At 69.7% G+C, this 6,434-nt stretch carries 6 protein-coding genes; 4 read left to right on the top strand and 2 right to left on the bottom strand.

From position 1 onward, the window contains the following. The first annotated feature begins 389 nt into the window (after nucleotides 1-389). Nucleotides 390-662 (top strand): hypothetical protein, encoded by a 273-nt coding sequence (locus M3N57_07915; protein MDP9022609.1) that lies wholly within the window; start codon nucleotides 390-392, stop codon nucleotides 660-662. A gap of 858 nt (nucleotides 663-1,520) precedes the next feature. Continuing rightward, nucleotides 1,521-2,243: a hypothetical protein gene (locus M3N57_07910; GenBank protein MDP9022608.1), complete on the top strand. Its 723-nt coding sequence runs from the start codon at nucleotides 1,521-1,523 to the stop codon at nucleotides 2,241-2,243. A gap of 73 nt (nucleotides 2,244-2,316) precedes the next feature. Here the strand turns inward: M3N57_07910 and M3N57_07905 are convergent, their stop codons facing one another. Further along, on the bottom strand, nucleotides 2,317-3,426 hold the full coding sequence (locus M3N57_07905) for a hypothetical protein (protein MDP9022607.1): 1,110 nt from the start codon (nucleotides 3,424-3,426) through the stop codon (nucleotides 2,317-2,319). Between the two features lie 316 nt (nucleotides 3,427-3,742). Continuing rightward, complete coding sequence (locus M3N57_07900) at nucleotides 3,743-4,699, bottom strand: hypothetical protein (protein MDP9022606.1); 957 nt, start codon at nucleotides 4,697-4,699, stop codon at nucleotides 3,743-3,745. Between the two features lie 250 nt (nucleotides 4,700-4,949). Here M3N57_07900 and M3N57_07895 point away from each other — a divergent pair, with 250 nt between their 5' ends. Beyond that, nucleotides 4,950-5,744, top strand: coding sequence for a TVP38/TMEM64 family protein (locus M3N57_07895; protein ID MDP9022605.1), 795 nt, complete (start codon nucleotides 4,950-4,952; stop codon nucleotides 5,742-5,744). A gap of 44 nt (nucleotides 5,745-5,788) precedes the next feature. Then, the coding region (locus tag M3N57_07890; GenBank protein ID MDP9022604.1) for an ABC transporter substrate-binding protein at nucleotides 5,789-6,434 on the top strand (646 nt) is incomplete at its 3' end.

Raw genomic sequence — 6,434 nt, 5'->3', positions numbered from 1 at the left:
GCACGTATGTTCCACCGGACGTCGCTGTTATCGCAGTGGATGCGGCTCTGATCGGCAGCCGCGTCGCCAGCGGCTACCGGGCCTGGTTCCCCCACGCAGACATCATCGAGATCGGCCACTAAGCCGTTCGGAGCGATGAGCGTCGGCACTGTTCGGGTGCCGGCGATCCGCACGGTCGGCAGGCCGCGGACAGCCGAAACAATCTCCCACGCCCAGGGCAACCGACTGCGGTACTTCGCGCAGCGGCGGCCGCGGCGGACTGCGGCAGTCGCGCCAGAGGGCCGACGAGCATACTCCCGCATCGGCGTTTCGATCGCACCTCGCGCGTGTTCAATTCGTCGGCGTTCGAGTTGCGCGGGCCCTGGCGTGCTCACTACACGATCCGTGTCATGACGTGTATCCTTGAGGGCATGGCATCGCAGCGGTTGAATATCACCCTCGACGACGAACACGCCAGCAAGCTGGCACGCCTGGCGTCACGGGTCCACGTCAACGAGGGCACACTGGCACGATCGTTGCTCTCCTCAGCGATCGACGACGCCGACCCAGATCCTGACACGGTCGTCGCTGTGCTTGACGGCATCGACGGGGCGTGGGAACGCGCGCTGCTCGGTCGCCGCCAGGCAGCCGAAGGTGACGCGGTCGATCTCGACGACCTGTAGCCGGTGGCGCGAGTCGAATCAGCCGGGCGGCCGTCGAGGATCTCGATCGACTCATCGCTGTGCTCAGCTTGCCTGCGGACACGCGCGGCCGGGTCCGTCGCAGCCTCAGGCCCCTGACCGAGTTCCCACGCCTCGGCCCCGAACTGACCGGCCGCTGGCAAGGGACCCGGCTTCTGCTCGGCCCCTGGCGATGGATGGTGCTCGTCTACGAATACATCGAGGCCCAGGACAGGGTGGTCGTCCTCACCGTCCAAGACGCCCGATCGTCGTCAGCAGCAGCGCGCGAGTAGCCAACGGGACAACCGGACGTGGAGACCCGCCCGATCGGCGAGTGCGGAACCGCGCGTCCGATGCAACATCACGGACTACAGGCCGGGGCTGTACGCGTGGGGGAGCGTTCGGATTGGTGCGGGCATGTCGACCACCTCCTCGTGTCAACTCGGCGTGTCAGTTGACGGGGATGCGTCGGCGTTGCGCGGCTTCGGTCTTGGGTAGCCGGACGGTGAGCACACCGTCGGACAGCCGGGCGTCGACGGCGTCTTCGTCGATGTCGGTTGGCAGTAGGACCTCGTGCCGGTAGGTGCCTACCGTGCGGGTGCGGCGGCGCAGGATGCCGGTTCGTTCGCGTTCTTTGCGTCGGAGTTGACGATGAGTCGGCGGCCTTCGACTTGGATGTCGACGTCCTTCCTGTTCACGGGGGGCAGATCGACCTCGAGGATGAAGGCGTCGCCGGTCTCCTCGAGCAGATCCGCACTCTCTCGACGGCTCTGCAGCGTGCGTCAGCCGCCGGCCTCTTGATCGCCACCGACCAAGAGCAAGCTGTTCGTCGGCTGCCACCACCCGCATCGACGCTGCTCGGTGGTAGGAGCTGGCGCAACAGGAGATGTTGGTCTCGCGCGCGGCATCGCGAAGACAACCGGTGAAGAGCTGCTGGATCTCGGGATCAACCTCAACCTCGCTCCGGTAGCCGATGTCAACACGGTCACCGACAACCCTGCGATCGGTAATCGCTCCTTCGGCAACTCTCCCGAGGTCGTCTCGGAGATTGTGGCCGCACAGATCCGCGGCTACCACGACGCCGGTGTCGCTGCCACAGCGAAGCACTTCCCCGGTCACGGAGCAGCGACCGTCGACAGCCACTCGGAGTTACCGGTTATCGACGTCACCGAGGACGAGTGGAACCTCATGCATCTTCCGCCGTTCGTGGCTGCCATAGCCGCGGACGTAGACGCCATCATGACGGCCCACATCGTGGCACCGGCCTTGGACGGCGATGACCCCGCAACCATCGACCGTGACGTGGTAGCGGGTCTGTTGAGAGACCAACTCGCCTTCGACGGTGTCATCCTCACCGACTCGCTGTGGATGCGGGGTGTCCGTGGTGTGGCCGGGGACGTCGAGATCGCGCTCCGAGCGCTCGAAGCCGGCTGCGACGTTCTGCTCATGCCGCCGGATGCAAGAGGAACCATCCGCGGCATCGTGGACGCAGTCGACAGCGGGAGGCTCTCGGAAGAGCGGCTGGACGAGTCGATGCGACGAGTGTTGGCACTCAGGAGCCAGCTCGGAGCACTGAAGCAGTAGGCCAGCAACCGCCTCTCCACGACGCATCTTGCCACCCAACCGCACGCGCCGGGGCAGCACGTCGCGGTGCGGGTTACCGCGACGGGGTCTCGAGGTCCCCGGGCAGCAGCGCCCCCGCCTCGTCGACCGCACGACGGAGCGGGTCGGCGGTGCGAAGGGTGACGAGGTCCACCTCCAGACCGTCGGTGGTCGCGGCCGCGAGCGTCCAGCTCCGACTGTCGGGATCCCCCGACCGGTAGATACGCAGGCCGGTGATCCGGTCCCAGCCGAGTTCCTCGCCGTCGCACCCCCGACCCCACGAGACACCGGCGGAGGTCAAACGCACCCACCGGCGCCAGCGACCCCCGACGCCGACCGCGGCGGCGAACGCAACCGCGGCGGGCAGTGTCGCGACGGCGGCGATCGCCGCCCGGACGCCCACGTCGAGGGACCCCGCCGCGATAGGGGTGAGCACCACCGCGATGATCACGACGGCGACGACGGCCGTGTGCACCGCCTGCCGCATCGTCAACCGGCGCGGATGGGTGAGCAGGACCTCCCCCTCGCGCACCTGGACGCCGTTCCATGCCCACCCGGGCGAGCCCGGTAGACGCAGCGACGCGGGGGCGGCGGCGGCGCCGTCGCCGAGCGTGTCCTCGTCCACGGTGACCTGCGCGGGGACCAGGCGGAGCTCCCTCGCGGCGTTCACGAGGTGTTGGGGGACGAACCACCCGACAGCGTCCGCGGCCAGGACGTCGACCGGCTCGTCCTGATCTCGCATGGAGACGCGGAGCAGGTACGTCGGCCGTGACGCCTCCGGGTCCGCGCGACGGCGGATCCACGCGGGCGCCTGGCTCTGCAGGGACGGTGCGGACAGCGCCTCGATCTGCGCCCACGGCAGCGAGCGGGTCGTGCGGCCACCGCGTCCCTCCGAGATCCCGGAGGGATCGATGCGTACCCACCGTCCCAACCCGGTGACCGTCGCGTGCACCAGACCCACTCCCATCAGGGCGAGGAAGCCGCCGACGATCGTCCTCCGGTCCTCGGCGGTCAGGAGGACCGCGCCGGCCGCCGCCAGCGCGAGACCCACGAGACCCGACAGCAGGTTGTCCCAGTGACGGACCCGGTACGTGACCGTCCGCTGCGCACGGTCGACCCTGATCGCGCCGTGTTCGCGTAACTCGACGGCCCGGTCGCTCGACACCCGTTCCTCCTCCACACGGGGCACTCGAGGTGCGCCGGCGGGTGAGATGTATCGCTCCAGAGCCGGGTTGTCGACGTCGGTGCAGCTCGCTGCGCGCGGCGGTCGTCGTTGGTCAGGTCACGGACCCGCGGCCTTCTGCGACGTCATCGTCTGCCGCTCGCTGCGGTGGCGACTTACCTCCCCCGGTGCTGCGTCGACGCAGCTTCGGGGGACGCGACCGGCTGCTGGCCCGCTTCGAGTGGGGCGCGACCGTTCGGGTCGTCGCCTAGAGATTCGGTGTCGTGCTGGTCGTCGCCGCTGCGGTCACGAATGGACCTTATGCCTGCTCCGTGGCGGCGCGGCTCGTTGTCGTCCGGCTGGTCGTCGTCGGCTCCCTGGTCGTCATGGCATGGGCGATGCCGGCCACGATCACCACCACGGCGGAGGCCAGCGACAACCACGCCCAGATGTGGATGTCCGCGCTCTCCTCGAACGTGCCCGCGACCGCGGAGCTGTGGAACGGCGGGGCGATGATGCGGTAGGCGATCCGGGAGATGGCGATGAACCCGAAGAGGCCGATGAGCGCCCCGGCCGCACTGGGGCTGACGGGCGCCCGGCCACGGGCGGCGGATACCACGAGGAACAGCACCGCGACGCTCATCAGGAGCACGAGGCTGCCGGTGTGCGGCGTGGCGAGCCATCCGCTCCACGAGCGGCTGCCGCCGTCGCCGGAGAAGTTCGCGGTGTAGAAGTTGAAGATCGTGTAGCCGAACACGAACTGCCCGACCGCACCGAGCGCGGCCAGTCCCAGCCACGGGGTCATGCCGATCTGCCGGTCGGCGATCCAGGGGCGGGGCGGCGTCCGCGCGGCGGTGGCGCTCGCCGCGTGGATGATGCCGCCCACGACGGCCCCGATCGTGCCGACGAACCCGATCCACATGCCGGGCAGGATGGTCGCGTCGACGTTGGGTGAGAACCCGCAGTTGTAGGTGAGGCAGCCTTTGAAGGGCGGCACCAGCATGCGGTAGCCGGTGTGGAGCAGAGCGATCAGCCCGACCGCCGCGATCGCGCCGCCGACCCAGCGCCCCCGCACCGGCTGGCGGTTCGCGGCCGAAAGGCCCGTGAGCGAGACCGAGGTGAGCGCCGACGCCAGCAGCAGCGCCGACACGTGCGGCACGCCGAACCAGGCATCCTTGATGTTGTCCTCCCAGCTGTAGAAGTCCGAGCCGAGCGCCGTGAACTGCAGCACCGCCCCCGCCAGCGCGATCCAGAGGCCGATCGAGAGGCGTGACATACCGCGCTCGTCGACGGCGAGGTCGGGCCTGTGCGTCGCCGCATCCGTCATGGGGTGCGCCCCTCCTCCGGTTGGTTCTCTTCGAGTACCTGGAGCATCTGCTCGCCAGTAGACAACCTACGTTGCCGACGATACGCAGGCCAGATCCGTCGGAGTAGATGTGCGGCGCATCTAGCTGCGCGGTGCACCTACCGCGCCATCGCCTATCTTCGCTTCTCTGTCCGCACGACCGATGGCCGGAGGGGGCGGCGTGGCAGAGGAGGAGCGCGCCGCAGTCGACCGCCGTCCCGCCGCGCGGTTGGTGGATCTCGTGTCGTCGCCCCGTTTCCGCTTCGCGGTGCTGGTCGTGCTGCTCACGGGCGGCGGCACGGCGGTGTTGCTGATCGGCGGGCCCAGCCGCGCGGGGGTGCAGCGGTTCGTGGAGTCGGCAGGGGTGGCCGCGCCGCTGGTGTACGTCCTGGTCTACGCCGGTCTCACAGTGCTGCTGGTCCCCGGCGCGGTTCTGACCATCGCGGGGGGTGTGCTGTTCGGGACGGCGGCGGGGACGGCCCTCGCAGTGGTCGGGGCGTCGCTCGGCGCCGCCGCCGCCTTCGCGGCCGGCCGACGCCTCGGCCGCGAGCAGGTGGAACGGATGGCGGGCAAGCGCCTCGGATCCCTGGACCGGTGGCTGGAGCGGCGGGGGTTCCTCGCGGTCCTCTACCTGCGGCTCTTCCCCGTTGTGCCCTTCAACGCGCTGAACTACCTGGCAGGTGTCACAGGGTTGCGGACGCGTGATTACGTCTCGGCGACCGTGGTCGGCATCGTCCCCGGGGCGTTCGCCTACGCCGCGCTGGGGGGTTCGTTCGACGACCCCACCGCCCCGGAGTTCATCGCCGCCGTGAGCCTGCTCATCGTCCTGGTGATCGGCGGCCCGTTCATCAACCGTCTCCTCCGCCGGCGCGGCGCAGGCCCGCCCGAGCTCCCCGATGCGGGCCAGACAGAGGCGGCCAACGCAGACGCGACCGACACAGAGGCGACCGAAGACAGAGGGGCAAGCACGCGATGAACGGAACGTCGCTCCGACTGGTCGCGGCTGGACGTTGCATCCCGGTGGTCCTCGCCGCCGTTCTGCTCACCGCCTGCGGGGGAGGGGAACCGACGCCGACGGCGCCCGCCGCCGCCCCCACGCCCACCGCGACGACTGGTCGCGACTGGGAACGCACCCTGAAAGAGGCGGAAGGACAGACCGTGCGGTGGTGGCTCTTCGGCGGCGACGAGCGGGTCAACCGCTACATCGACGAGCACGTCGTGCCGGCCGCCCAGGAGCTGCGTGTCACGCTTCAGCGTGTGCCCGTCGACGACACCGCCGACGCCGTGCAGCGGGTGGTTGCCGAGAAGCGTGCCGGCAGGGACGAGGGTGGCAGCGTCGACCTCATCTGGATCAACGGCGAGAACTTCGCCCAGGGCAAGGAGGCCGGTCTGTGGCTCGAGGACTGGGCGCGTGACCTGCCGAACGCCCGCTACGTGGACTGGGACGACCCGATCATCGCCGAGGACTTCGGCGTGCCGGTCGACGGTCAGGAGTCACCGTGGAGCCGCGCCGCCTTCGTGTACGCCTACGACGAGGAACGCACCCCCGACCCGCCGCGGAGCTTCGAGGACCTCCTCGCGTACGCCCAGGAGAACCCCGGCCGCATCACCTACCCCGCACCGCCGGACTTCACGGGGTCGGCGTTCGTCCGCCACGCCGTCCAGG

Source organism: Actinomycetota bacterium, assembly GCA_030776725.1.
Taxonomy (GTDB): domain Bacteria; phylum Actinomycetota; class Nitriliruptoria; order Nitriliruptorales; family JAHWKO01; genus JAHWKW01.
This window is presented reverse-complemented; position numbering and strand designations above follow the sequence as displayed.

Coding starts and splice junctions, on each gene's coding strand:
- M3N57_07915 (MDP9022609.1), top strand. CDS start 390: ATGACGTGTATCCTTGAGGGCATGGCATCGCAGCGGTTGAATATCACC.
- M3N57_07900 (MDP9022606.1), bottom strand. CDS start 4,699: ATGTCACGCCTCTCGATCGGCCTCTGGATCGCGCTGGCGGGGGCGGTG.